Origin of the sequence: Glutamicibacter sp. BW80 (assembly GCF_002332385.1) — a bacterium.
GTDB lineage: Bacteria > Actinomycetota > Actinomycetes > Actinomycetales > Micrococcaceae > Glutamicibacter.
In genome coordinates this window covers 173,873-198,194 of the sequence record NZ_NRGV01000030.1, presented here as the reverse complement: position 1 = coordinate 198,194, position 24,322 = coordinate 173,873, and the positions used below count along the sequence as shown (strand labels likewise).

Annotated in this window: 19 protein-coding genes; 7 read left to right on the top strand and 12 right to left on the bottom strand. The window is 61.1% G+C overall.

All coding sequences use genetic code 11. The features are described from left to right. Positions 1 to 15: 15 nt before the first annotated feature. The 4 genes from CIK76_RS07570 to CIK76_RS07555 form a co-directional block, all read right to left on the bottom strand. Positions 16 to 462: a DUF2871 domain-containing protein gene (locus CIK76_RS07570; RefSeq protein WP_096285022.1), complete on the bottom strand. Its 447-nt coding sequence runs from the start codon at positions 460 to 462 to the stop codon at positions 16 to 18. Continuing rightward, positions 455 to 2,560, bottom strand: a complete 2,106-nt coding sequence (locus CIK76_RS07565) for an MMPL family transporter (protein ID WP_096285020.1) — start codon at positions 2,558 to 2,560, stop codon at positions 455 to 457. Before CIK76_RS07565 ends, CIK76_RS07570 begins: the two co-directional genes overlap by 8 nt. A gap of 96 nt (positions 2,561 to 2,656) precedes the next feature. Beyond that, positions 2,657 to 3,274: a response regulator transcription factor gene (locus tag CIK76_RS07560; RefSeq protein WP_255248390.1), complete on the bottom strand. Its 618-nt coding sequence runs from the start codon at positions 3,272 to 3,274 to the stop codon at positions 2,657 to 2,659. Continuing rightward, positions 3,271 to 4,551, bottom strand: coding sequence for a sensor histidine kinase (locus tag CIK76_RS07555; protein ID WP_096285016.1), 1,281 nt, complete (start codon positions 4,549 to 4,551; stop codon positions 3,271 to 3,273). The genes CIK76_RS07560 and CIK76_RS07555 overlap by 4 nt, the downstream gene beginning before the upstream one ends. A gap of 232 nt (positions 4,552 to 4,783) precedes the next feature. On the opposite strand from CIK76_RS07555, the gene CIK76_RS07550 reads away from it, so the two are divergent. Beyond that, positions 4,784 to 5,986, top strand: coding sequence for a glycerophosphodiester phosphodiesterase family protein (locus tag CIK76_RS07550; protein ID WP_096285014.1), 1,203 nt, complete (start codon positions 4,784 to 4,786; stop codon positions 5,984 to 5,986). Positions 5,987 to 6,049: 63 nt separating this feature from the next. Here CIK76_RS07550 and CIK76_RS07545 read toward each other — a convergent pair whose 3' ends face one another. Both CIK76_RS07545 and helR read right to left on the bottom strand, forming a co-directional pair. Then, positions 6,050 to 7,294, bottom strand: a complete 1,245-nt coding sequence (locus tag CIK76_RS07545) for an exonuclease domain-containing protein (RefSeq protein WP_096285012.1) — start codon at positions 7,292 to 7,294, stop codon at positions 6,050 to 6,052. A 92-nt stretch (positions 7,295 to 7,386) separates the two neighbouring features. Then, positions 7,387 to 9,588, bottom strand: coding sequence for an RNA polymerase recycling motor ATPase HelR (gene helR, locus CIK76_RS07540; RefSeq protein ID WP_141393504.1), 2,202 nt, complete (start codon positions 9,586 to 9,588; stop codon positions 7,387 to 7,389). A gap of 293 nt (positions 9,589 to 9,881) precedes the next feature. On the opposite strand from helR, the gene CIK76_RS07535 reads away from it, so the two are divergent. The 5 genes from CIK76_RS07535 to ndk all read left to right on the top strand — a co-directional run bounded on the left by CIK76_RS07535 (position 9,882) and on the right by ndk (position 16,018). Next, positions 9,882 to 10,268: a hypothetical protein gene (locus CIK76_RS07535; protein WP_096285008.1), complete on the top strand. Its 387-nt coding sequence runs from the start codon at positions 9,882 to 9,884 to the stop codon at positions 10,266 to 10,268. Between the two features lie 270 nt (positions 10,269 to 10,538). Continuing rightward, positions 10,539 to 13,778, top strand: coding sequence for an isoleucine--tRNA ligase (gene ileS / locus CIK76_RS07530; RefSeq protein ID WP_096285301.1), 3,240 nt, complete (start codon positions 10,539 to 10,541; stop codon positions 13,776 to 13,778). Next, the gene (locus CIK76_RS07525) at positions 13,775 to 15,130 is read left to right on the top strand and encodes a Mur ligase family protein (protein WP_096285006.1); all 1,356 of its coding nucleotides are present in this window, start codon (positions 13,775 to 13,777) and stop codon (positions 15,128 to 15,130) included. Before ileS ends, CIK76_RS07525 begins: the two co-directional genes overlap by 4 nt. Continuing rightward, the gene (locus tag CIK76_RS07520; RefSeq protein WP_096285004.1) at positions 15,130 to 15,564 is read left to right on the top strand and encodes a DUF4233 domain-containing protein; all 435 of its coding nucleotides are present in this window, start codon (positions 15,130 to 15,132) and stop codon (positions 15,562 to 15,564) included. The genes CIK76_RS07525 and CIK76_RS07520 overlap by 1 nt, the downstream gene beginning before the upstream one ends. Before the next feature lie 37 nt (positions 15,565 to 15,601). Continuing rightward, positions 15,602 to 16,018 carry a nucleoside-diphosphate kinase gene (gene ndk, locus CIK76_RS07515; RefSeq protein ID WP_096285002.1) on the top strand — a complete coding sequence of 139 codons (417 nt, stop codon included), beginning with the start codon at positions 15,602 to 15,604 and terminating at the stop codon, positions 16,016 to 16,018. Between the two features lie 246 nt (positions 16,019 to 16,264). Here ndk and CIK76_RS07510 read toward each other — a convergent pair whose 3' ends face one another. The 6 genes from CIK76_RS07510 to CIK76_RS07485 form a co-directional block, all read right to left on the bottom strand. Continuing rightward, entirely contained in the window at positions 16,265 to 16,516 is a 252-nt protein-coding gene (locus CIK76_RS07510) for a type II toxin-antitoxin system Phd/YefM family antitoxin (RefSeq protein ID WP_096285000.1), read from the bottom strand. A gap of 223 nt (positions 16,517 to 16,739) precedes the next feature. Beyond that, entirely contained in the window at positions 16,740 to 17,270 is a 531-nt protein-coding gene (locus CIK76_RS07505; protein ID WP_217990357.1) for a GNAT family N-acetyltransferase, read from the bottom strand. A gap of 79 nt (positions 17,271 to 17,349) precedes the next feature. Then, positions 17,350 to 18,645, bottom strand: coding sequence for an AI-2E family transporter (locus tag CIK76_RS07500; protein ID WP_096284995.1), 1,296 nt, complete (start codon positions 18,643 to 18,645; stop codon positions 17,350 to 17,352). Positions 18,646 to 18,831: 186 nt separating this feature from the next. Then, positions 18,832 to 19,416 carry a GNAT family protein gene (locus CIK76_RS07495; RefSeq protein WP_096284993.1) on the bottom strand — a complete coding sequence of 195 codons (585 nt, stop codon included), beginning with the start codon at positions 19,414 to 19,416 and terminating at the stop codon, positions 18,832 to 18,834. 159 nt (positions 19,417 to 19,575) lie between these two features. Next, positions 19,576 to 19,956 carry a DUF2809 domain-containing protein gene (locus tag CIK76_RS07490; RefSeq protein WP_176484125.1) on the bottom strand — a complete coding sequence of 127 codons (381 nt, stop codon included), beginning with the start codon at positions 19,954 to 19,956 and terminating at the stop codon, positions 19,576 to 19,578. Then, the gene (locus CIK76_RS07485) at positions 19,949 to 20,569 is read right to left on the bottom strand and encodes a vitamin K epoxide reductase family protein (RefSeq protein WP_096284989.1); all 621 of its coding nucleotides are present in this window, start codon (positions 20,567 to 20,569) and stop codon (positions 19,949 to 19,951) included. Before CIK76_RS07485 ends, CIK76_RS07490 begins: the two co-directional genes overlap by 8 nt. Before the next feature lie 494 nt (positions 20,570 to 21,063). Here CIK76_RS07485 and CIK76_RS07480 point away from each other — a divergent pair, with 494 nt between their 5' ends. Beyond that, positions 21,064 to 24,105 carry an Rne/Rng family ribonuclease gene (locus CIK76_RS07480; protein WP_096284987.1) on the top strand — a complete coding sequence of 1,014 codons (3,042 nt, stop codon included), beginning with the start codon at positions 21,064 to 21,066 and terminating at the stop codon, positions 24,103 to 24,105. The last annotated feature ends 217 nt before the right edge of the window (positions 24,106 to 24,322 follow it).

Sequence of the window (24,322 nt, the reverse complement as noted above, 5' to 3'; positions counted from 1 at the left end):
TTGCACAGACTACCTTTAGGCGGTGATCTTTTCGACCGGCTCAGCCCCGGCGCCTGCCGGAACGCTGCGGCGAAGCATGACGAACAGCAAGATCATTCCTGCGGTCAGGGCCATGTGTCCAAGCCCGGCGATGCCGGAGATCATCTTGGATGATTCAAGGCCCAGCACGGTGAGCATGCCGTGGGTGACCTGCATTCCTGCGGTCAGGATTACTCCGGCGTTGTAGATGCCAAGGAACCAGGCATACAGCTTGCGGTGGGCACTGAGGTTGAAGGCCTTCTCCAGCAGCAGGACCAGCAAGGTGACGATGAATCCAAGGACCAGCAAGTGGGTGTGAACCACCGACAGCTGCGTCCAGCCGCCTTCGGGGAATTCATTGATCTTGGTGAATTCGCGGTAGAAGAGTCCGGAAGCAACGCCTACGAGCATGTAGGCAAAGGCGATGTTGATGAGCTTACGCATGGGTTTCACTTTCAATGAGTTCGGCATTCGAAGAATTTTCGGGGGTAATGCTGGTGCCGCGGTATCCGAAGACCGGCGACTTGGCGCGGCCCAGCAAGATGAACAGCGCCGGCAGGAGCAAGGTTCGCACCACGAAGGTGTCCAACAGAACCCCGAGGCCAACGATGAGGCCAAGCTGGCCAAGAACCATCAGGGGCAGACTGGACAGGGCGGCGAAAACGCCGGCCAAGACCACGCCAGCACTGGTGATCACGGCGCCGGTCCGGCTCGTTGCGTTGACGATCGCTTCATCCAGTGGCAGCCGGGCCGCATCTTGCTTGACGCGTTGGGTCAAGAAGATCGTGTAGTCAACACCCAGCGCGACCAGGAAGACGAAGGCCAGCAGCGGCACCTGGACATCCAAGGCGGCCGTGTCGAAGACCATGGAACCGAGCAAGGAACCCAAGCCAACCGCGGCCGCAGCGCTGAGCAAGTTAGTCAGCGACAACACCAGCGCTGTGCGGAATTTGCCGGTAACTACCCAGAGCATCGCCAGGCACACAAGCACGATCAGCGGAGCGATGACCGCGAAGTCACGAAGGTGGCTTTGGTGCGCGTCATAGGCTTCGGCAATGGATCCGCCGACCAACGCCTCGGCGCCGGAAACCTGATTCAATTCGTTGCGCAGCGACTCGATCAGTTCAAAGCTCTGGGGAGAGCCGGATTCGCTGTTGCCGACAACCATCAAGCGTTCGAGCCCGGAATCCGGTAGCGCGGGCAGCAGGGTGGCGCGCTCCACGCCTGGCAAATTTCCGGCTACCGCGGTGACCGCTTCTCCGGTACCAGGTTCTGCCAGTACCGTGATCGGGGCGGTTTCACCGATCGGGAAGTGCTCGGCGAGCCGTTCGGTGGCGGAAGAGGATTCGGTGGCGCTCCGGAACTGCTCGGTCTGGCGCAATCCCACGTTGGTTGCCCCGAGCGCCGAAGCGAGGACCACCAAGATCAAGACCAGTGCCGACAGGTTCACTACCGGACGCTTGATGACCGCGGCGGCGGCCTTGCCCCATAGGGAGCGCTTTGCCGCAGCCTGATCCGGTCGAGGGATCAACGGCCAGAACACCTTCCGGCCACAGAGCGCCAGCAGCGGGGTGAGTACGAACAGGTTGAACGCGGCGGCCACCAGCAGCCCGGCGGCGCAGGCAATTCCCAATCCGCGCGTGTCATCCATAACCGCCAGTGCCAACGACGCCAGGGCGAAAACCACGGTCAGGTTCGAGGAGGCAATCGCTTCGAAGCTATTGCGCCAGGCGCTCGCAAGCGCCGCACGGTGATCGGCATGCTGATGCAGTTCATCGCGGTAGCGCGAAATCAGCAGCAGGGCATAGTTGGTGCCGGCGCCAAAGACCAAGACGCTCAGTACACCAGAGTCGAAGTGCAGATTCAATGGCTGGCTCAGTGCGTTGGCAATGAGACTCGCGCTGCGGTCGGCCATGGCCACCACGATCAGTGGAATCAGCCAGAGAACCGGGGAGCGGTAGGTCAGGATCAGCAGCACCGCAACGATGCCGATGGTCACCGCAAGTAGCGTGAAGTCGGCTCCGGCGAAGGTGGCCGACAGGTCGAGCCCGAATGCTGGAGCGCCGGAGACCTCGATCAAGAATCCCGAATGATTGTGTGCGCTGATCTGTTCGCGCAGCTCGGCAACGAGCTGCCGATCGGCGTCGGTTCCCGCGCTCTCCCAGGAAGCTGTGAGCAAGGAGAGCCGGCCGTCTTCGCTGGGCAGCGGCTGGGAGATCTCCACGGGAAGCGCGGTGGTCAGTTGGCCCGAGATTGTCTCGAGGCCCTTGAGGTCGTTGCTGCTGAGCTTGTGCTGATCGCCGTGGCCGGCGACGAGCAACGCGGATTCCTTTCCGGAGTCGGGAATCTCTTCCAGAAGCTTTTCTACCTGGGCCGAATCGGAGCCGGTGACCAGCGTGCTGGTGCTGCGTTCGGCTGCCGGCGCGGAGCTGAGCAAACCGAAAACTGCGAGGATGGCTGCGAGCGCTCCGAGCAACCACAGGCGCGCACCGCGCCGTGAGCTGAGCGAGTTCGCTAGCGAACTGAGGACTGGATGTTTCATACTTCTAGTCAATGCCAAATATGGGTCTGGCGAATCGTGGAAGCGTTCGAACTGCTTGTCAACCGTTCGGTTGATACCGCAGGAGGTTGCGGGTTGCTAAATTAGTCCGTGATTGCGTGCGGCCTGCACCGCCGCGGTGCGCGTAGGGGCCTGGAGCTTGTCGAAAATATGCACCAAATGGGTCTTCACCGTCGCTTCGGAAACGAAGAGCGTACGCGCAATTTCGCGGTTGCTCGAACCGGTGGCCAGATGCTTGAGCACTTCTGTTTCCCTGCTGGTCAAGGTAATTTTTGGTTTACGCAGACCGGCAACGACGCGTTGAGCCATCTCGGGAGCCAGTACCGTGTATCCGGCTGCCGCTTGGCGTACCGAGTCGATGATGGTTTGCGCGGCGACGTCCTTGAGCAGATACCCCGCGGCTCCGGCTTCGATGCACTGCAGGATCTCGGCATCTTTGTCGAAGGTGGTCAAGATGATCACCTGTGGCGGATTGGGCAGTGCACGCAAGGCAGCGGTGGTCGCGACGCCGTTCATTCCCTCACCCAGACGGAGGTCGCACAACACGACGTCCACCGGATTTTTGGTGGCCAAGCCGACCGCTTCTTCTCCACTGCCTGCCTCGCAACGTACGGTAATTTCGTCGTAGTTCGCGAATAGCGCGCGCAGCCCGGTGCGCACGATCGGATGGTCGTCAACCAGCATCAGATTAATCAATTGCCCGCCTCCGGGTTCTTCAATGGGACGTAGGCCGACAGTGCCGTGCCTTCGCCCAAGGTGCTTTCAATGTCCAGCCCGCCACCTAGTTCGCGTAGCCGTTGGCGCATGGCGGGCAGTCCGAATCCTCCGGATTCGAGGTTCTTGCCGAGGGTGGATTGCCAGTTGCTCAGGTTGAATCCAATGCCATCATCAACGATATCGAGTCTGATGGCGTCTCCCGTGTCGACTAACGAAACGACGGTTTTAGCGGCTTTCGCATGCCGGCGTACGTTGGCGAGCGCGGACTGAGCGGTGCGCAGCAGCGCCACCTGTATGCCCGGATCCAGTACGGGGAGTTCGGCATCTACGCGCAGTTCGCTGGATACCGAGCTGTCCTTTTCGAAATCTACCAGCATGCGCCGCAAGGCCCCGGCCAGGGCATGCGCATCGAGTTCGCTGGGCGACATCGCGGTAATGATTCTACGCAGGTCGGTGAGCCCTTGCCCGGAGAGCGCCTCGATCCGGTCCAGGGCCTGGAAAGCCTGCGGGGCTTGTTGGGAATCCAGGGCGGCCTTCGCGTGGAGGCCGATGGAGGAGAGCTGCTGGGCTATGGTGTCGTGGATTTCGCGGGCTACGCGGGTGCGTTCGGCTAGGGCGCCGGCTTCATGCTGGGAGCGGGCCAGCTCTTCTTGGAGGTCCGCCATTTCCTGATGGGCGCGCAGCAGTGAGGAGACCAGTTCGTTGCGCTCGGCGATGTCGTTTTCCAGCTGCAGGTAACCGCGCGAGATGCCCCAGGCGAAGGTTCCGCCGACTAGCGGGCCGACAATTCCAGAAGCCGTGGTTTGCCCCTGATGGAGGAACGGGGCTACGACCGTCACCACGTAAACCGCAGCCGACCACAGCACAGAGAGCCCCAGGGCCAGCTGGTGCCCGATGAGCAGCCAGAGGCTGAACGCCAGCCACATGAATTCCGGTGAGGCCACCATGCCTAAAGCCCAGATGGCCAACAGGACCGCCAACCAGTATCCGGGGAGCCTCGTGCTTCCCTTGGACCGCAATACGACAAACCCGAAAAGATACCACAGGCCGAAGAGCGTGCTCGCTGCGATGGACAGCCAGGTGCCGGAGGTTGGACTGGAGATGGCTCGCAGCAGTGCGACGAGCAGGAGCACCGCGGTGATCAGGTGCTGGCCCCAACGCAGCGCGCGCACCGAGAGGACGCGTTGCTTGGAGATCCTTTCCGAAGATTTCCCCCTGCCCAATGCCGAAGTTGCGGTGCCTTCAGCGGTGTCCATAGTTGGCCCACCGTCTCGACAACATCTGCCTTGCACAAGAATTCATGTCTTTGACTCTATCTAAACGCAGGGCCACGCGGGCTTAAGGCGCGATGTTGATTCCGCGGACGCCAGCGCTCGATTCGGGCTCGATCAGTTCTTTAGTTCCGATTCATACCGCGTTTGGCAGCGCGTGGTTTCCATCAGGGATCGTGGCAGAAGTCCCGTTGAGAAAACTAAGGAGATATCTGAGATGAAACTACGTTCCCTCGCAGTAGGCGCGTTGGCCGCCTGCTTAGCCACAACTGCACTCAGCCCGGCCATGGCAGCGCCCAAGGGTGATCAGGACGAGACTATCTTGATCGGCCACCGTGGCGCCGCCGGGGTGGCCCCGGAAAACACCCTTGCAGCGATCGACGCCGGCAGCCGTTCAGGTGCCCAATTCGTTGAGATCGATATCCAGCTCTCCGCCGACGGGGTTCCGTTCATCTTCCACGACAATACCCCCGCCCGCACCACCAATGTGGCCGAGGTCTTCCCCGGCCGCGAAGCTGACCCAATCACCTCCTTCACCTGGGCTGAGCTGCAGCAGCTGGACGCGGGTTCATACTTCTCCGCGGAGTTCACCGGCGAAGGAATCCCGCACTTCGACGCGGTTGCAGATGCGCTGAACGGCGAAACCGGTGTGTTTATCGAGATCAAGTCGCCAGCTAATTCTCCCGGGGTCGAGCAAGTGGTCGCCGATTACCTGGCCACCGATCCGCAGTGGAGCGCATTGGAAGACGCCGGAAAGATCGAGGTGCTCAGCTTCGATGCGACGTCGAACAAGAAGTTCGCAGAAATCGCTCCGGAGGTTCCCTTGCAGCAGCTGGTCGGAACCGTTCCAAGCGAATCCGAATTGGCAGAAATTTCCGCTTTCGCCGATTCCTTCGGAACCAACTACCGCACCCTGGATGAAGCCGGCGCGCAGCGTGTGAAGGCTGCGGGTCTGGGCTTGGGCGTGTATACGGTGAACTCTGCCGAAGCCGCGCAGGCTTCGTTGGATCTGGGCGTGGAACGCCTGACCGGTGATTTCCCCCGGCAGATTCAGCGTCATTTGAAGGGGCAGAAGATTTTCCCATCGAATAACGGCGTGGTCATCGGCGATTCGGTCAACGACGTTCCGGGCAATGATCTCCAGGCCGAGACCGGCGAGCATGTGGTACTGAGCAACACCGGCAAGCGCACCATCGACGTCTCCGGCTACCTCGTTCGAGATGCTGGAAACAACCTGTTGCCGGTTGGTCAGGGATACTTGCTGGAACCAGGCGAGGAGCTGCGCGTGTACACCGGTCCGGGCACCAACGCTGAGGACGCCTACTATAACGGTGGCACCGCTAGCGTGCTGAACAACGGTGGCGATTCGCTGGCCCTGTGGACCGCGGACGGCAAGCTGGCCGATACCTTCTCCAACTAATTCCGGGAGTGGCTGTTCCCCGGGCTGCGCAGGAGGCATGCTCCGCCCGGGGAACAGCGCCGTTTAGCAATTGAGCACGTGGTCCCAGAGATACTGTTCGCCGACTACCGGAAGTCCATAGTGGCGTGCCTTGCGCGCCTTGCCGGATAGCGAATCCGGGTCGGCTGCCACCAGCATGCCGACTTTCTTCGTCACCGCTGGGTGCAGCTTGTAACCAGCTTGGGTTAATAGGGATTCCAGCTCCACGCGCGGACGGCTCATCTCGCCGGTCAACACAATGAGGCTCCCGGGTTCCAATCGCTTGTGAATCGCACCGGGACCTTGCACGGTGGCCACCGAATCACCGCGGGCCGGAGGGAGCAACGCCTGCTCTAGCGTGGCTTGGCCGATGCCCAGCAGTTTGGCTACCTGTTGCAGATCCGAGCGTTCGGCACCGGTGAGCACCCCGTCATGCCAGGCCGCAGTCGCCAATGAAGCGAAGTAATCCAGGTGTAGTTCCACCGCCCGAGCCCGATCGATTCCCAAGGAGCCTGCCAGCTCAATAAGTTGCGCCTGCTCATGGGCCGAGAGGTAGCGGTCAATCAGCGCTTGATCCAGCACGGCAAAATAGTCGTCGAATTGCTCCGCACCGGTCATTTCGGGCAGGCGCTGGACCAAGCGCTCTAAAAAGTGCTCCGCCGAAGCGCTATCGCCGACGCTTCGCTTCGCCGGGGCGAGCAGGACTTCCGGAGCCTGCGTCCGCCATCTTGCGCCGGCGGCTTGCTCCAAGCACTGGTCCCAGTCGGGCAGCGTTGGCTCTAGCTCCAGGTACCGTGAGAGCAATACCGCCGTTGCTTCGGCATCACCCGCGGCGCTGTGCGCCTGCTGCAAGGTAATGCCAAAGGAGTCGCAGCAGTCTTGCAGGGATCGTCCGGCGCCTTGCAGGAACTGGTGGGACATGCGCATGGTGCACAGTCCCCGGGGCAAGTAGAAGTCTGGAAGCGAGCGCCCTGCTCGGGCAAACTCTGCTTCGAGGAATCGCGCGTCGAAGGACAAATTGTGGGCGACCGCCACGGTGCCCGAAAGCCGCCACTCCAACTCGTCGGCAATCTGCTCAAAGCTGGGAGCCTGCAGCACGTCGCGGGCCTGAATTCCATGGATGCTTTGCTTGCCAAGGTCACGTCCGGGATTGACCAGTGTTTCCCAACGGTCAACGATCTGTCCTTGGCGATCCATTCTCAGCACCGCAATCTCGGCGATTCGGTCGTGCGCACCGGGAAAAAGCCCGGTGGTTTCCGTGTCTATAACCGCGAAAAGCCCGCGATCCATTTCCCGCCCCTAAATTTTGTGTCCTGCTTTCAAACTAGCCGGAGACATGGAGGGAATGCTAGTGCAGGCTGCCCCGGCCAACCACGGGCTCGCTAGCCCGGCTGGTCGGTGAGGATGACCAATTGAGCGGTGGCACGGGTCATCGCAATGTACCTGTGCACTGCTCCGGAAATTCCCGGGCCGAAATTTTCCGGACGGTTCAGGACCACCAGGTCGAATTCAAGTCCCTTCGCTTGTTCCGGGCTCAACGCGCGGATCCGGTCCGTGCCGTTGAAGCTCGGGTCGCCAATGACCACGCCGACCCCGAGCGGGTGTTCGTCTTGCCACTGGCGCACAAGGTCCTGTTGCCGTTCAGGCCTGGCGTAAATGACCGCCGCACCATCGGTCCGGATCGAGGAGGGCACGTTTGCATCTGGCAGCTGCTCACGAATCGCCGATTCGGCTGCGTCCATGATCTGTTCGGTGGTGCGGTAGTTCACGCTTAGCGAGGCAACACGGCAACGGGAAATGCCCGCGTGCGCCAGACGCTGTTCCCACGATTCGGTGAATCCGCCAGCGGCTTGGGCTCGGTCGCCGACGATCGTCAGGCTCCCGGAAGGGCAGCGCCGCAGCACCATGGCCCACTGCGCTTCGGTGAGATCCTGCGCCTCATCGATGATGATATGCGCGAAAGGCCCGGCCAAGGCGTCGGGGGACGGGTCGGCTTCGGTGCGCTGGCGAATCAAGGTGTCTTGAAGGTCCGCATGGCGCAACTGAGAGGACAGATCTTCCATATCGTCTGCGGCAGAAATCAGATCATCGATAACCTGGCTCATCAGGTCCCGTTCGGCGGCCAGCCGGGCCTCGCGTCGACGCGCCGCCGCCTCAAGCTCCGGATCGCCCACCAGAAAACGCGCGGCATCCAGCAGCGGCCCGTCTTCGACGGTGAATGCGCTCGGGTCCTTGCGGAACAAGAGTTCGGATTGCTCATTGGTGAGCCACGGTGCGCTGTAGCGCAGCAGCGCCGGGATGGAGTACAGCGCGCTCAGCAGTTTTGCCGGATCCAATAGCGGCCAGTGCGCTTCGAAGGCTTGTGCCAACTGGACGTTCTGGGCCAGTTCCCTGCGGACTTGCTCCTCGGCTGCGCAGCCTTCGGGAAGCTGTTCGAGCAGGATTTCTTCGAGCGCCTCTCGAATCTGCAGCCGGGACTCGTTGTGGTTGGTACCCGGCTCGACCGCCGCGAAGGCATGCTCCCAGTGCCGCACCGTCAACCGCAGATCGGCCCACCGGGTCTCGACGAGCAGGTCTTGGGCTGGCGGTTGCTCGAATACGCTCACCGCCCGGCGCAGGGCAGCCAGCATGGCTCCCGAGGTCTTCAGCGTCGCTACCTCGCTGGAGGCCTCGGGTTGCGCCGCGCGAATTTCGGGGACCATTGCCTGCAAGGTGGAAATGAGCACGTCTTCCTCGCCCAGGTTTGGCAGGATATCCGAGACATAGGCGGTGTAGGCATTGTGCGGGCCGAGCACCAGCACGCGACCGCCACGGCCTTGCAGCTGCGCGTCGGCATGCAATAGGTAGGCGGCGCGGTGCAGCGCAACGACGGTCTTGCCGGTTCCGGGTCCGCCGTCCACCACTAGTGCTCCCTTGGCAGAGGAACGGATGATGGCGTCCTGATCCGCCTGGATGGTTGAGAGCACATCCTGCATTTTTCCAATCCGGTTGGCACCGAGAGAGGCCAGGAATGCGGAATGTTCGTCCAAGGAGGGGCTCGCGGTGAGCTGCGCCAAGTCGAAGACCTCATCCCAGAAGTCGATTATGGCCCCTTGGCGCCAACGATAGCGCCGCCTGCTGGAGAGATTCATCGGATGAGCGTGCGTGGCAGCGAAGAATGGTTCCGCGGCCGGCGCACGCCAGTCCACCAGCAATTGCGCGGAGTTTTCATCGGAGAGTCCGACTCTTCCTACGTAAGTGCGCCGTCCGGTAGTTGCCTCAACCATGAACCCCAAGCATGCCTCTGGGCCTAAGCGTTCGAGCGTGTGCAGCCTGCGGGCTAGCTGGTGCAAGTCAACATCGCGTTCCAGGGACTGCTGCAGGTTTCCGGCGCTGTCTTGACCGCGCGAGGCGATGCGCTGAGCTGCTTCCTGACGCTGCGCATCCAGGCGCTGAGCGATGCGGCGAAGCTGATGCTGATCTTCAAAAATTTGCTCGATTATTTGCTGGTTCTCCATAGGCTCGGATAGGTGGAAATAGCCGTGAATCGGATCGGTGCGCATAGTCTTGCTCCGGTCTTTTGCTGCGAAAGCGGTGGGGGACAAGTACCTATTGTGAGCCTTGCAGGGGGTCTTGTGGCAAGGCCCCCTGCAGGCTATATTCTGAAAATGTAGGGACAATTGATGTTCCACTTTCACTGGGCATTGCGGCCCTGGCTCAACCTGCTTTCGATGCTCCGCCTCTTGTTTCTCCGAACGTCTAGCTCGCCTTGTTCAAAAAGTTCGGGAAACGCATATTTTCGTAATTGACCTATTGGTTGTTTCTCTAATTCTTGATGTTTATCGTAAAATTTGATTAGCTGGGAGTCCTTTCCAGATGCCAAGGGCGGAAGCGGCCGATGACTCAAGAGCTGAACATTCGACGAAGCGCGGCGGGTATTGCCCTGATCATGTTCGTTGCCGGGCAGTCCGGAACTCTGAGTTGGCCTTGGGCGTTTGGCCTGGCCGGCTCTTTGGCGGTCATTGGAGTTCTGCGTCTGGCGATCGAGCGCAAGGCAGGGCCGAACTTGCGGCGTATCACGATGAAACCGGGTCTGCTCCTTTGCCTGGTGCTCATGATGCTCGCTTCGGGATTGCTTTCCGAGCTGGACCCCGTGGTGCGATTGCTGCTTGGTGCCGGCGCGGCCGTATTGCTCTACCGCATCGCGCTGCGCGATGGCGAAAAGCAGATCCAGCGGTACGTTGAAGACGTTGAGAGTGATCCAGCTTTCATCGCGGTGAATTGAGTTTTCAGCGCCTGCCAGACGCGCTAGACTGGAAGGCATACGACGTTGATCCGGATATCGCCGGGGAGTCCTTGGAAGAACCCTCGGGACGGCTCTGTTGCTTCCGAATTAGTAGAACCAAGCGGGACCAGCCCGTCATAGCTGATGAGAAGCGGTTCGCCACCATTGTGCGCAAGCATCACGGTGGCGGATAAGCGGGGTGGTACCGCGGCCAAGTGCCGTCCTCGTAGGCAAGATTTTCGACCCTACGCTTGAAGGATGGCCATTTCGATGAGCTTCTACCCAAAGGTCACCACCGACCCGACCGGTTCAACCCCGGCTTCACCGCGTTTCCCAGAAATTGAGAAGCGCGTCCTCGAATACTGGAAGAACGATGATACCTTCCAGGCCTCCATCGACCAGCGCGAGGGCGAAGAATTCGTCTTCTACGACGGTCCGCCCTTCGCCAATGGCCTGCCGCACTACGGACACCTGCTCACCGGCTACGTCAAGGACCTGGTAGCCCGCTACCAGACCCAGCGCGGCAAGCGCGTCGAACGCCGCTTCGGCTGGGATACCCACGGCCTGCCGGCCGAGCTGGAAGCCATGAAGCAGCTGGGCATGACCGACAAGCAGCAGATCGAATCCATGGGCATCGACAAGTTCAATGACGCCTGCCGCACCTCGGTGATGAAGTATGCCGACGAATGGCAGAACTACGTCACCCGCCAGGCACGCTGGGTCGACTTCGAAAACGACTACAAGACGCTGAACGTCGAGTACATGGAATCGGTCATCTGGGCCTTCAAGCAGCTCAGCGACAAGGGGCTGACCTACCAGGGCTTCCGCGTCCTGCCGTACTGCTGGAAGGACGAGACCCCGCTGTCCAACCATGAGCTGCGCATGGATGACGACGTCTACAAGAACCGCCAGGACCAGACCGTCACCGTGGGCTTCACCGTTCTTGCCGGTGAAACCGCGGCATCCCAGGCGCTGGCCGGTGTGCAGGCCCTGGCCTGGACGACTACCCCGTGGACCCTGCCAACCAACGCGGCACTGGCGGTCCACCCAAGCATCGAGTACGTGGTGGTTCCGGCAGGCGAGGCCGGAGTGAAAGCCTCCGCGGCAGCCGGGCCGTTCCTGCTGGCCCGCGACCTGCTCGGCTCCTACGCCAAGGAGCTTGGCTACAAGGATGTGAAGGAAGCGGCCGCCGCCATCACCGCCAGCTACCAGGGCTCCGAGCTTGCAGGCGTGCGCTACGCGCCACTGTGGGACACCTTCGCCGACGTGGAGAAGTACGAAACGCAGAACGCCTGGCAGATCGTCACCGCGGACTACGTCACCGTCGCCGACGGTACCGGCATCGTGCACCAGGCCCCGGCCTACGGTGAAGATGACCAGAAGGTCTGCGAAGAGCACGGCATCCCGGTGATCCTCTCGGTGGATGAGGGAGCGAAGTTCCTGCCGCTGTTCGCCGGCGGACCGCTGAACGACATCGCGGGCGTGCAGGTCTTCGAGGCCAACAAGACCATCACCAATGTGCTCAAGGAAGACGGCAAGCTAGTCAAGCAGGCCTCCTACGAGCACTCCTACCCGCACTGCTGGCGTTGCCGCACTCCGCTGATCTACCGTGCCGTCTCCTCGTGGTACGTGGAAGTCACCAAGATCAAGGACCGCATGGTCGAGCTCAACGAGCAGATCAACTGGATCCCGGGCAATGTCAAGCACGGTCAGTTCGGCAAGTGGCTGGAAAACGCCCGCGACTGGTCCATCTCGCGCAACCGCTACTGGGGTTCGCCGATCCCGGTCTGGGAATGCTCGGGAGCCGAATGCACGCACCGCGAGGTCTTCGGTTCGCTGGAAGAAATCAAGAACTTCTTCGGCCGCCTGCCGCTGAACCACGAGGGCCAGCCGGATCTGCACCGCCCATTCATCGACGAGCTGACCCGCGCCCACGAAGGCTGCGCCGAGTCCGGCACCCTCACCCGCGTCGAAGACGTGCTGGATGTCTGGTTCGACTCCGGGTCGATGCCCTACGCCCAGGCGCACTACCCCTTCGAAAACAGCGAATGGTTTGATTCCGGGCACCACCCGGCGGACTTCATCGTGGAGTACATCGGGCAGACCCGCGGCTGGTTCTACACCATGCACGTGCTGTCCACCGCGCTCTTCGACCGCCCCGCCTACACGAACGTGATCTCCCACGGCATCGTGCTCGGCTCAGACGGGCAGAAGATGTCCAAGTCGCTGCAGAACTACCCGAACGTCACCGAGGTCCTGGACCGCGACGGCGCCGACGCCATGCGCTGGTTCCTGATGTCCTCCCCGATCCTGCGCGGCGGCAACCTGGTTGTCACCGAACAGGGAATCCGTGACGGCGTGCGCCAGGTGCTGCTGCCCTTGTGGAACGTGTGGCACTTCTTCAACCTGTACACCAACTCCGCGAACAACGGGGCCGGCTACGAGGCGAAGCGCTCGCACAGCTCCACCGATCCGCTGGACCAGTACATGCTGGCCGCCACCGGGGCACTGGTCCGCGAGGTCACCGAGGCGCTGGACGGCTACGAGGTCTCGGAAGCCACCGAAGCGGTGCGCCACTACATGGACACGCTGACCAACTGGTATGTGCGCCGGTCCCGCCAGCGCTTCTTCGAAGAAGACACCCAGGCCTTCGACACCCTGTACACGGCGCTCGAAACCCTGGTGAAGGTCGCCGCCTCGCTGCTGCCGCTGGCCAGCGAGGAGATCTACCGCGGGCTGACCGGGAAACGCTCGGTGCACCTGACCGATTGGCCAGAGGCCGCGGATTTCCCGGCAGATGCCCAATTGCTCGAAACCATGGAAACCACCCGCAGAATCTGCTCGGTGGGCTCCTCGCTGCGCAAGGCGAAGAACCTGCGCGTGCGCCTGCCGCTGGCGGAGTTGAAGGTGGTGCTCACCGACGCTGCCCGCCTGGAAGGCACCTACGCTTCGATCATCAAGGATGAGCTGAACCTGAAGAGCGTCACGCTGATCGACGCCGAAGGCGTGGACACCGCCAGCTACGGCATCAGCCAGCAGCTGGTGGTCAACGCCCGCGCCGCCGGCCCGCGCCTGGGCAAGTCCGTGCAGCAGGCCATCAAGGGGGCGAAGTCCGGTGACTGGTCGGTGACCGACGGTGTGGTTACCGCCGGCGGCCTGGAACTGGCCGAGGGCGAATACGCCTTGGACACCGTGGTGGATGAGGCAGCCGAAATCGCCGCCGCGGTCATCGACGGAGGCTTCCTGGTGCTCGATACCGAGGTCACCACCGAGCTGGCCGCCGAGGGCACCGCCCGCGATATGATCCGTGCGATCCAGTCCGCCCGCAAGGAAGCGGATCTGCAGGTCTCGGACCGTATCCGCACGGTCATCACCGCCTCCGCCGAGGTGGTGGCGGCGCTGGAATTGAACCGCGAACTGCTGAGCAGCGAAACCTTAACCGCCCAGCTGGACCTAGTTGCCAACGGGGCGCTAACCGAAGCGAAGATCGAAGTGGAGCCCACCGTATGAGCGATCTAGAACGCGTTTACGCGCAACTGCTGGCGCGCGCGCCGGAAAATAAGATTGAACCGCGCATGGAACCGATGTTCCGTGCCATGGAGATCCTCGGCGAACCGCAGAAGTCCTCCCCGGTCATCCACATCACCGGGACCAACGGGAAGACCTCCACCGCGCGGATGATCGAGTCCCTGCTGCAGGCACACGATATCCGCACCGGCCGCTACTCCTCGCCGCACCTGGTGAAGGTCACCGAACGGATCAGCATCGATGGGGAACCCGTTGACGATGAGACTTTCGTCCGCGTTTGGGATGAGATTTCACCGTTCCTGGACCTGGTGGATGCCGAATTGACCGAGCAGGGCGAAAACCGGTTGACCTACTTCGAAGCGGTGACCATCCTGGCCTTCGCGATCTTCGCCGAGGTTCCGGTGGAGGTGGTGGTGCTGGAGGTAGGCCTCGGCGGAATCACGGACGCGACCAACGTGGCCGATGCCGAAGTTTCGGTGATCACCCCGATTTCCTTGGACCACACCGACCTGCTGGGGGATACCCCGGGACTGATTGCCGAAGAAAAGATCGGGATCCTCAAGCCCGGCGGTTACCTGGTCTCCGCGGTCCAGCCGGTGGACGCGGCGGATGTGCTGCTCGCCAAGGTGCGCGAGCTTGAAGTTCCCGTGGCTTTCGAATCGCTGGATTTCAAGCTCATCGAGCGCACCATGGGCGTTGGCGGCCAGGTATTGGCCATCGAGGGGCAGGCGGCTCGCTACGAGGAGATTTATCTTCCGCTCTACGGCGCGCACCAGGCACAGAACGCCGTCGTGGCGCTGGCAGCGGTCGAGGCCTTCCTCGGCGGCGGAGAACGTGAACTGAATATCGACCTGGTCCGCAACGGATTCGCCGCAACGACCAGCCCGGGCCGCCTGGAACTGGTGCGCAGCGCGCCCAGCGTCCTGGTCGATGCGGGGCACAACACGGACGGCCTCAAAGCCAGCGCCGAAGCCATCAAGGAATCCTTCGGGTTCTCCCGCCTGGTGCTCATGGTGGGGATCCTGCGCGAGAAGGACGCCGAAGCGATGCTCTACACCATGCGTGAAGAGTACGGCGATCTGGTTGATGACCTGTGCCTGACCCAGTCTTCCTCGCCGCGGGCCATTCCCGCGGGGGAGCTGGCCACCCTGGCAGTCGATGCCGGGTGGCCCGAAGAAGACCTGCATGTCACCGAGAATCTTGAAGACGCCGTGGAATGGTGCGTTGGCCGTGCAGAGGCCGGGGATGACCTGGCCGGCGGCGTCCTGGTGACCGGTTCGATTACACTGGTGGGCGAAATCTCACTACTGCTCAAGGGAGGGCAGAACTCCTAATGGCCAAGCTAACTAGGGCGCAACGCGAATGGCACCCGGGGATGAAGAAAAAGCAACGCTCCACCAAGGTGATGTTTGCTTCGACCGTATTGACCTGCGAGGCGTTCCTGGCAATCTTCGTCACCTTGGCCGCCTTCGGGCTCAAGCGTGCCGAACCAGCACTGGTGCTCAGCCTCGGCGCCGCAGTGGCGGTACTGTGCATCATCACCTGTGCGTTGCTCCGCAAACCGGCAGGATACCTGATCGGCTGGATCCTGCAGGTGGTCTTCTTCCTGTGCGGGTTCATCTTGGTGGACATGTTCTACCTGTCGGTCTTCTTCGGACTTTGCTGGTGGTACGCGCTGAAGAAGGGCGGGGAAATCGACGTGGAGAATAAGCGTCGCGCGGCCGCTCAGCAGGAGTGGGACCGCGCTCATCCGAACGTAGAATCTTAAACAGACCAAAAGTATCAAAGAACAAAGAGGTAGAAACATGACCGAACGTACTCTCATTCTCGTCAAGCCAGACGGTGTGAAGCGCGGCCTGACCGGCCAGATCCTTGCCCGCGTCGAAGCGAAGGGCTACAGCATCGCCGAGCTGAAGCAGCTGAACGCTTCGCGCGAGGTGCTCGCCGAACACTATGCCGAGCACGAAGGCAAGCCATTCTACGAGCCACTGGTTGAGTTCATGCTCTCGGGACCGATCGTCGCCATCGTTGCCGAAGGCCACGGCGTGATCCCAGGTTTCCGTTCGCTGGCGGGAACCACCGATCCAACCACCGCCGCACCGGGCACCATCCGCGGTGACTTCGGCCGCGATTGGGGCCTGAAGGTTCAGCAGAACCTGGTTCACGGTTCGGACTCCGTCGAGTCCGCGGAACGTGAGATCGGCATCTGGTTCGGTAAGTAGACCGCTCAAGTCCCTCTCGCACGAGAGGAGGAAATCCCCGTGGGGATCCACTAGTGACGTGGATCCCTACGGGGATTTTTCGGTTCCGGAAACGCTGGACAGCAAATCGGTGGAGCAGCCTGAGGGGGCTTGGCGGCGCGGAGCATGGCGGACGTGGAGTCTATCCGATGGATCCGGCGGGACACTATGTGTAGCTGATCAATAAGCCGCATCTCTGGGCAGCTGGCCCGAGTGCGTGGCAGGGCCCTAGAACCAGTCGTCGAGGGAGTTGTGCGCATGCGGCAGCAGGGCCGCACCGGTGGCCGGCGAAGAGCCCCATAAGGTTTCCGTTGAAGGACGCAGCGAAGACTGGCGGATCGAATCATAATCATCTTTGGAGATCATGACGACAGATTCTCTCGGGGACCTGGAAACGGAGACGACAGCATGCTCGGAGACTACGTTGTCGACAAGACTCGAGAAATTCTTTAGTGCTTCCTCATAGCTGAAATTCAGCATGAGTACCTCCCAAATATCGCGGTGAGCGCCTGACGGCACTTCGAGTTTGAGTAGAAGTGTGTCCCGAACTAGCGCTTCGTGCTCCCTGCTGATCGAGCGACGGGGCAGTGGCAAGAATTCTCAAGGAGTTGCTCTTGCCACTTCAATACACATCTTTCACTTGAGTCACATTAAACACATCCGTCTATGAAAGCGCAATGTTGCGCGTCATCATGTGGCGGCTTCAGTCGGTAGCAAGCCGTGCAAAGAGCAAGGAATCGCGGCGTCGATCGCGAACGAGTTTATGCTCGCGCAAATGCCCTTCGTAGGCGAACCCGGCCTTTTCCAGCACGCGTCGGGAGGCCAAATTCTCGGGGGCGCAAGTGGCTGTGATGCGGTGCAGATCCAGGGAAGAAAATCCAAGATCGAGCAGCATCTTCGTTGCCAGCGTGGCGTAGCCGCGACCCCAGAATTTGCGATTCAGGCTATAGCCCAGTTCACCGCGGCGGTGGTCCGCATCGGTGCTCCACACCGCCGCGCCTCCGATCACCTGTTCATCGACGAGGACCGCCAACGTCAGCGCTTGGCTGTTGGGCAGGCTGGCTTCTAAGAGATACTGCCGGGTCTGCTCTGCGGAATTCGGACCCCACTCGGCATATCGGTAGACCATGGGGTCCGTGGCGTACTCGTGGACCGCTGCGAAATCCGAAGCCCGGTATCGCCCCAACGACACCCCCTCGCGTGTGGCGATCACTTCTCGATCGGGTAAAGTCACCGAAATTCCTTTCTGGAGGGGAAGAAAAAGGTCTTGGCCTCATCCAAGGGATGAGGCCAAGACCGGAGGCAAGGAAACGCTAGCTATTGTCTGCGCTAGGCGCAGGCTCTGGGTTAGCGGTTTCTTTGGCTTTTTCTACGAGGCTTGGCTTCTCCTCGGGTTTGACCTTCTCTCGGATGTCTTTTTTCGCGTCATCCACCGCATCCGAATTATCGCGATCGGTCCACACCTTGATCACTGCCCACGCTGCGGCGGTCAGCGGCACGGACAGCACGGCGCCGATAATACCTGCAAGTACGGTACCAGCGGTCAAGGCCATCAAGACCACCAGCGCGTGCAAGTTCAGTGCGTTTGCCATCACCACCGGCTGCAGGAAGTTGCCCTCCAGCTGATTGACCAGGATGACTGCGGCCAGCACGATCAGGGCTACCACAGGACCGTTGGTGACCAAGGCGATCAGGGTAGCCAAAATGCCTGCCACGGTGGCACCAACCATCGGAATGAACGAACCGAGGAACACGATGACGCCCAGGGGAAGCGCTAGCGGAACCTGCAGGATCAGCAAGGTTGCGGTAATGCCCAAGGTGTCCACCGCGGCCACAGTAGCGGTTCCTCGAATATAGCCGCCGAAGGTGCGCAGCGCCCGGTCACCGGAAAGGATCCACTTATTGCGGTAGTGCTTGGGCGTCCAAGACACTGCAAAGGCCCAGATCCGGTCGCCATCTTTCAGGAAGAAGAACAAGATCACCAGGAGCAAGATCAAGCCCGTCACGAAGCTACCTGCGGCACTGAGCGTGTTCAGAGCGCCGGTGCCGAATTGGGAACTGGTCAGGAACGAGGTCACCGTGTCCACGACGCCGTCGATCTGGCTCTGATCGATGGACAATGGCATATTGCCGATGATTCCCTGCGCCATGTCGTTGAGCTGATTGAAGCCTTCGACCGCTTGGTCGACCAGCTTTGGCCATTCCTTGATGACCGAGAAGACCAACCCGGTGCCGATGCCGCCGAGCACCAACAGGGAGCTGAGGAAGACGATCCAGGCGGAGATCAAGGGAGAAAAGACCTTGCGAAGCTTCAGCACCAAGGGCCACAGCGCGCACGAGATAATCACTGCAAGCAACGTTGGAATGACGATCATCGTCAGACGTAAGAGTCCGATGATGAAGAAGGTGGTTAAGGTGCCAACGATCAAGACCTGGGCGCTGCGGATACCGAGGCGCCCGAGCATGTCCGTCCACAGGGAATGCACGGTGAAGTTTGGCTTGGTAACCTCTGACTCGCTGAGCAATTCACCTACCGGAGGTTCCGGGGTCGGTGCCGGAGCAGCCGGTGGCTTGCGCTTGGGTAGCTTTAGTTTGCGGAGAAAATCCATTGGTGCTCCTTGAGGCTGATACTAACTAGCTCCAACAATAGGCTAACGAGTTGATTAGGAATTGCCACAACGCCGAGGAAACGTCATTTCGGCGCTGGCTTTCGCTTTTACGCTCACAAAGCACATGAAAAAGGGGTGTTTCTCCACCTAAGGTTGAAGAAACACCCCCATTTCCAAATTCCCGGATTAGCGGCCGAAATACTCGTCAGCCAGCAGGCTCATCAGAATGCGGTCGTGGAACGCCCCATCGTGAAAACCAGCCTGGCGGTTTCGCCCTTCCTCGCGGAACCCGGCGCGGGAGAACGTGCGCAAAGCCCGCTCGTTATAGGCCCAGATCCCTAGCCCGACCCGGTTCAGCCCCATTTCGCGGAAGCCGAAGTCCACGATCATCTTGGTTGCGACCGTGCCGTATCCCTGCCCAACATTGGAACCGCCGATCATCAGCATGAGGTCCGCCGAACGGGCCGGGGCGTTGAAATTGTAGAGTGCGGTGTGGCCGATTAACGTGTCGTCGGGCAACGTAATTGAAAGGCCTACACCATCCTTGGTGCCTCGGTTCAGGCTCCAGCTCTTGAATAGGTTTGCGGCTTCGACGCCGGGATGCGGAAGTACGATATTTCCCTGCAGCGCCATGAATTCCGGGCTATTCCACCATTGGGCCAGGATCGAGAGATCTTCATCCTGTAGTTCGCGTAGCCGGATCGTGTCCGAAGTCAGTAGATTGATGCCGTAATCTTGGGCGTTTTCTGTATTCCATTTGTGGCTTCCCATGACCCTAATCTAGTCGCTTTAGCTTGGAGCCGGGTGACCTGCCTCATTTTAAAGTCTCGTGCCTAGGCGTGGGATGCGGCGTAAAGTCATCGATAAATTGCGTGTTCATCAGGTTTCTAGCGGTACAGCTCCGCCGCGGCCTTTCGCTGATAGCGGGAATTAGGTCCGGCGGCGTGCCGCTCGATCCGCCAGCGCAGCCGTCAGCGCCCCAACAATATAGGCCAGAAGATCCATCGCTGCGAAGCCAGTGCCCAGTACCAACCGCGAGGGAGGAAAGAGGGCCGCAGCCTCTCGCGGCAACGAGGTGAGCTGAAGCAGCTCTACCGCCACGCACCACCCTAGCGCCCAGGCCCCGACGGTGAGCCAAGAGCGCGTTGGGACAATGAAGGCGACTACTACGTAGATCAGCGCCGCGTATAGGACCCCGCCGGCCAGGTCGGCGACGAGCCCCCAAGGCAGAAAACGCAGGAACAAGCCAAGGGGGACCAGCGCACAAGCGCTGATCCCCAAAATGATTCGGCGCCGGGTGAGGCTATCCAAAGAATGCGTTCGGGAAGCGGAGGACGATGGATGCGATAACCAAAACCCAAAGGATCGCAACGACGATCCAGCTCCATTCCTTGGCGAACTTCTTCACGCCTTCGGATGCGGGGATGACTCCGTTGACGATATTGCGCGACGTGGTGAAGACGAAGAGCGGAATCATCATCGCCCACACGACCATGCAGTAGGGGCACAAGGCGTTGATCTCATACAAAGCCTGGGACCATAGCCAGGCGATGAACGCCATGGCCAGCGTCACTCCGGACTGCACTCCAATCCAGAACCAGCGGTGGAACTTTGCGCCGGCCAGCAGCGCCATTCCGATGGTAATCAGCACGCCAAAGAGGACGATGCCCAAGAGCGGGTTCGGGAAACCGAGCAATTGTGCTTGGTCGGATTTCATGACGGTGCCGCAGGAAACCCAGGGGTTGATATCGCAACCGGTGATGTAGTCGGGGTCTTTGTAAAGCTCGAGGCGTTCAAGGACTAGGATCCCCGAGGCGACCCAAGCAATCGTGCCGGTGAGCACGGCGAATATTCCGAAGCCGCGTTCTTTTGCCCACCAGGGCAACACGCCCGAGTTCTGAGGACTCTCAAGTGATGAAACCATGTCTTGACTATTCCATATGTTCAGACGAATGCGGGTCATTGCGCACCTTGCTTTTCACATACTATGAAGCTTTTCTGTGCAATATATATGAGCTGGTGAACTAGCGATGAACGAACTATGAGAGAATGGAAGAGGTTGTTCGCGGATCCACAGTCTGCTTTCAACCCGACGACAGACTTTTGAAACGACAGATCGTCAAGCGATGCATCGCTTCGGTTGAGTGCCCATTACGTGCGCCTCCCGTAGGAATACCGCGGATCGTAGGGCTGCAAAGGAAAGCAGCCGGTTTTCAATGGCCACGTTGAACCGCAGCTAGTTCTCTTGAATCGGAAAATTGATTCAGGACAGAACCCAGATGCGGAACACACAAGGACTTTTGTGTCTGGCCGACTCACGAAGACGGCCGAAAGACACGTGACGAATGTTGTTTCAGCCTAGGCACCGTCTGTGGAGGTCGCCGAAGCGGGATTTAAACTAGGAGCACGCGAATTTAAATGAGCGCATCAAATCAGCGAAAAGGAGGGGCACAGGGAAGTAAGCGAGGCAATCGTTCAACACGAGCCCGCCGTACCACTGTAGCCACCACCCCATCACGTCCATTGCGGCGTGCGTTGACCCTGGCAGAGCTAAATGCCGCAGCCGGAGTCGAAGAAAGCCCATACCGTTGGCGCGCAACGCGTCGTACCCAGGTATCCACTCCTGACTCGGTCAAGCGCATGAGCCGCCAGGCCGAACGCCGTCAGCAGGTCGCCCGCGACACAGTCGAACAGGCAGCCGCGGCCTCCGAGGAAGTGGCTTCCACCGAGGCTCCGGTGACCACCGCAGCCCAGGCACCGGAAGAAACCGGCATCAAGCTGGCGCCCGCGGTGACCGAACCGGCAAAGGGTGCCGAGGTCTTCGAGTCTTCGGCCGAGGATCATACCGGTGCACTGCTAGCCGAACACGGCAGCTCCATGATCATGAACCCGTTTGCGATCCCGGAAGCAGCGCACACGGTGGTGCAGCATGTGGTGGCGAACACCGCCAAGCCGGAAACTGCACCCGCCTCGCGCCAGAAGGACGAGGATCTGGAAGCAGACGATGTGTCCTCGCGCCGCCGCCGTCGGCGCCGTCGCGGCGATGTCGATCTGGAGGTCGATGGTGGTTCGCAGGACGATCCGCCAAACACCGTCACCCGTGTGCGCGCTCCGCGTGCCAGCGCCGATGCGCATATCCCCGCATCGGACCGGGTCACCTCGGTGCGCGGCTCCACCCGTTTGGAAGCCAAGCGCCAGCGCCGCCGCGAATCCCGCGAGACCGGCCGCCGCCGTCCGGTGATCACCGAGGCCGAGTTCTTGGCTCGCCGCGAATCGGTGGAACGCAAGATGATCGTGCGTCAGCGCGAGGACCGCATCCAGATCGGCGTATTGGAAGATGGCGTGCTCGCCGAGCACTTCGTCTCCAAAACCCAGCAGGATTCGCTGATCGGCAACGTGTACCTGGGCAAGGTGCAGAACGTGCTGCCATCCATGGAAGCCGCCTTCGTCGATATTGGGCGCGGCCGCAACGCTGTGCTGTACGCCGGCGAAGTCAATTGGGATGTCGCAGGGCTGGAAGGCCAGCCGCGTCGTATCGAAAACGCGTTGAAGGCCGGGGACTCGGTTCTCGTGCAGGTCACCAAGGATCCGGTGGGCCACAAGGGCGCACGGCTCACCAGCCAGGTTTCCCTGCCTGGTCGTTACCTGGTCTACGTGCCGGGCGGTTCGATGACCGGCATTTCCCGCAAGCTTCCAGACGTGGAACGCCAGCGCCTGAAGAAGATCTTGAAGGACCACTTGCCGGAGAACGCGGGCGTCATCGTCCGCACCGCCGCCGAAGGCGCCTCCGAAGAAGAGCTGACCAATGACATCAACCGGCTGCGCGCCCAGTGGGAAGGTATCGAGGCGCAATCTTCCTCGACCAAGACCCTGGCCCCGGAGCTGCTGTACTCGGAGCCGGATCTGACCATCAAGGTGGTGCGAGACGTCTTCAACGAAGACTTCACCAAGCTGATCGTCTCCGGCGAACAAGCTTGGGACACCATCGAGGCCTATGTCATGTACGTGGCCCCGGATTTGATGAGCCGCCTGGAGAAGTGGGAGCAGTCCGAAGATATCTTCAGCAACTTCCGCCTCGACGAGCAGATCAACAAGGCACTGGATCGCAAGGTTTTCCTGCCATCGGGTGGTTCGCTGGTTATCGACCGCACCGAAGCGATGACCGTGATCGATGTGAACACCGGAAAGTTCACCGGTTCCGGCGGCAACCTCGAAGAGACCGTGACCAAGAACAACTTGGAAGCGGCCGAGGAAGTTGTCCGCCAGCTGCGCCTGCGCGATATCGGCGGCATCATCGTCATCGACTTCATCGACATGGTCCTGGAAGCCAACCGCGACCTCGTGTTGCGCCGTCTGGTCGAGTGCCTGGGCCGGGATCGGACCAAGCACCAGGTCGCCGAGGTCACCAGCCTTGGTCTGGTGCAGATGACCCGCAAGCGCATGGGCACCGGCCTGCTTGAGGTCTTCGGCGAGTCTTGCGAGGCATGTGCCGGCAGCGGCTTCGTCACGCACGAAGAGCCGGTCGAGCACCGCAAGTCCTTCAACGCTTCGGGCGAAGTGCACGCTAAGAAGTTCGCGGAGAAGTCTGCGGCTCCTCGCTCCGAGCGTCGTCGCCGTCGCGGCAACGAACGTGAAGAGCCGAAAGCCAACGAGCATGGAACCGAGAACGCCGAGGCAGAGGGCGGGGAGCAGCACGAGGCGACCCGCAACGCGCTGGCAAATATTGCTGCCGCTTCGCACCTCGATCAGCCAGCCGAATCGGGATTGAAGTTCGATGGGGCTACCGTGCCGGTCGCCAAGGCCGCAGCAGCACCTTCGGATGCCGCTGCCGAGGATGCCTCGGTGACCCTGGAAGCTCTGGAAGCAGCTTTGCCCGGGGGAGAGGAAGCCGAAGGCGCCGAGCAGCACGAGGGCGGGCGCAAGTCACGCCGTCGTTCACGTTCGCGTTCCCGTGGCCGCGGCCAGGGCGAGCAGGCGCAAGCCAGCGAGCAGAGCGCGGATGAATCCTCCACGCCGGAGGTCGAGCCTTCACCGGCGCAGGCCCCGGTTGCGGAAGAGCAGCCTGCACCAAGCGCACGCAAGCGCGGCTCCCGTCGAGCCACACGTGCTCAGAGCGAGTCGGTTGCGCCGTCAAGCGGTTCGGACCAGCCAACGCTGACCGGACTGGCGATGCCCGCCTCGCAGGCCGAGGTTGCCGCTGCTGCGGCCATCACGGAGGGCAAGCCGGCCGCAGCAGCTGCTGCGGCCCCACAGAGTTCCACGCAGCCAAAGCGTCGCAGTCGTCGGGCCACCTCGGTCCAGGGCGATGCGCATGCAGAGGTTCGCGTGGCGGAGGTATCCGCTGCCACCGGTTCGGTGGTCCAGATGGATACCAACAGTGCACGAAACGAAAAGCCAGCCGAGGCTGCCGGGCAACCGGTTATGCTCGGAGTTGGGGTTCCGGTTCGTGAACTGAAATAGATGAACTTGATCACGCTTCACCCGCTGGGGCAGTTTGTATTTGCCCCAGTGGTGTGGACTAGCGTAATCTGGTTCATCGGTGCTAAACGCCAAGATCACGGATTTCTGATCCGCTCGGCGTCAAGGCACAAGCGCATGAGATCCCTGAATAAGGTGCCTGATTTATCAGGCGTCCGGGTTGATTTCTGCGCCGGTAAGACAATAAACGTCGAGTAGA